The organism is Candidatus Competibacter phosphatis (genome assembly GCF_012939995.1).
In the GTDB taxonomy this organism is placed as follows: Bacteria; Pseudomonadota; Gammaproteobacteria; order Competibacterales; family Competibacteraceae; genus Competibacter; species Competibacter phosphatis.
Genome location: NZ_SPMZ01000096.1, coordinates 1 through 1695, shown reverse-complemented (window position 1 = coordinate 1695; position 1695 = coordinate 1). Strand labels below are relative to the sequence as shown.

The window sequence follows — 1695 nt, the reverse complement described above, 5'->3', positions numbered from 1 at the left end:
GTGGTGGAACTCGAACCGGCCCTCACGCTTCGTCTGGGGGATATGGTGCTGGTGCAAACGGACTCATCGGACGTAATGGAGCGCTATGTGTTGCACCGTATCGTGCGGTGGGTGGACGGCGCGGCGTTTTTAATCCGTGGCGACGCACAACTGCATTGCGAAGGACCGTTTACCCCAGATGCCGTGTTGGGCCGGGTCACCACTGCTTGGCGCAACAGTCGCCCTCGCAACTTGAATCACGGCTTGTGGTGGGTGGCTGGGCTGATATGGGCGCGAACAAATCCACTGGGACTGTCACTTCTTCAGCTCGCCTTACCGTCATGGCAACTGGGTCGGCGCACGCAACGGTGGCTACAACAGTTCTGGAAGCAGGCCTAACAAGTCAATCGGAATGGGGATATCGGTTGTTGAAGGAAACTCAGTAAAAATCGGCAACCGTCATCCGCACTAACTTAGCGATTTTAAAACAAAAAACGGCCCCTCCGGCGTTTCTCTGGGCATCGACGCCTAGTCTCTCGACCACCCGTTCGATCATGGGGTAATCCCAACAATCTTGTTATCAAGTGCAATAATGGAAATAGTTATTTCATGTCAATTAGTTAAAGAAGTTGCTAGGGGTTTGGCCTACAACCGTCTGGCTCTCACTGCCAAATAGACTATAGCCTATTTGGCAGTGACATATATATTTTTAAGATATTGATTTTTAAGTGACCTTATCAGTCAATATGGTGGATATCCTATTTGTCACTCTGCTTGTTGCTTACCTTTGGGGTGCTTATTGCCCCTGATGGCATGAGTGTTGGGATTAACCCATCATGACCACTCGAAAGACCCTGGATTAGTTCCGATAAAGGGCATTATCAGCCCTGTTCCACGGTTCCCCCCCCGCGCCCCCCCCTCCCTCCCTAAACACCGTTCAGTGACACCCCATCCCTGGAGACCGTGGACAAGCCGTCGTCCCTGACGGAGCCGCCCCCCGTTCGCGCCCTCCCTGGCGCTCACGGTCGCCTTCCCTGGCGGGGCGGCAGCGCCTCCAACCACCCCAAATAAAAAAAGCACCCCGACACCCCCAACCCCAAAAAACCAAGGGCTACGCCACTAGTAATACGCAGGACAGTTGACACCCTACTCTTTGAGCATCTTACGAACCGCCTCGGGACTTACCCCTAAAACTGCCGCAATTTGCCGTAAAGACTCACCTTTTTCTCGCCTTGACTGTGCTTCTACTCGGCGTTGTTTCGCAGTTCTCAGGTAAGTAGCCCGATCTTCAGCCTCGCGATTACGTTCCCGGTGACGTTCCGCCGCTTCCTCCGGCGTGATGATGGTTTTAAGTGCTTTCATTTCATCGTCTTGCACGTCGAATAGGGCGAGCAGGGTGCGATTGCGGGGGGGTGTAGAGCGGCGGATAGGTGCGGCCGTTGAATTCGATCCGTTCACCGGCTTCGTAGGCCTTGGCCTTGCGGTACAGGGTGGAGAGTACGGAGCGGACGTCCTTGTCGAAGTCGGGACAGACTTCCCGAACCAGGGCCTGGGCTTCCAAATAGAGCTGGTTGGCGGGGATGGCCCCGGATAGCAGCAGGAAGTTGAGGCACCAGTGGACGTACTTGGAGCGGTAGCCGTGCGGGATGCCGTGTTCGGTCCAGCCGCGCCGTTGGGCGAGCTTGCGTAGGTCTTCCAGCCGATCCCAAGCCAGTT

The 1695-nt window shown here is 55.4% G+C and carries 2 protein-coding genes and 1 pseudogene; 1 reads left to right on the top strand and 2 read right to left on the bottom strand.

Features of this window, described 5'->3' with window-relative positions; genetic code table 11:
• Positions 1-378: hypothetical protein (locus tag E4P82_RS20735; protein ID WP_420887149.1), on the top strand; the 378-nt coding region annotated here is incomplete at its 5' end.
• A gap of 747 nt (positions 379-1125) precedes the next feature.
• Here the strand turns inward: E4P82_RS20735 and E4P82_RS20730 are convergent.
• Together E4P82_RS20730 and E4P82_RS20725 are read right to left on the bottom strand one after the other, a co-directional pair.
• The gene (locus E4P82_RS20730; protein ID WP_169250656.1) at positions 1126-1341 is read right to left on the bottom strand and encodes a hypothetical protein; all 216 of its coding nucleotides are present in this window, start codon (positions 1339-1341) and stop codon (positions 1126-1128) included.
• Position 1342: 1 nt separating this feature from the next.
• Positions 1343-1695: pseudogene (locus tag E4P82_RS20725) on the bottom strand (hypothetical protein); the annotation flags it as partial.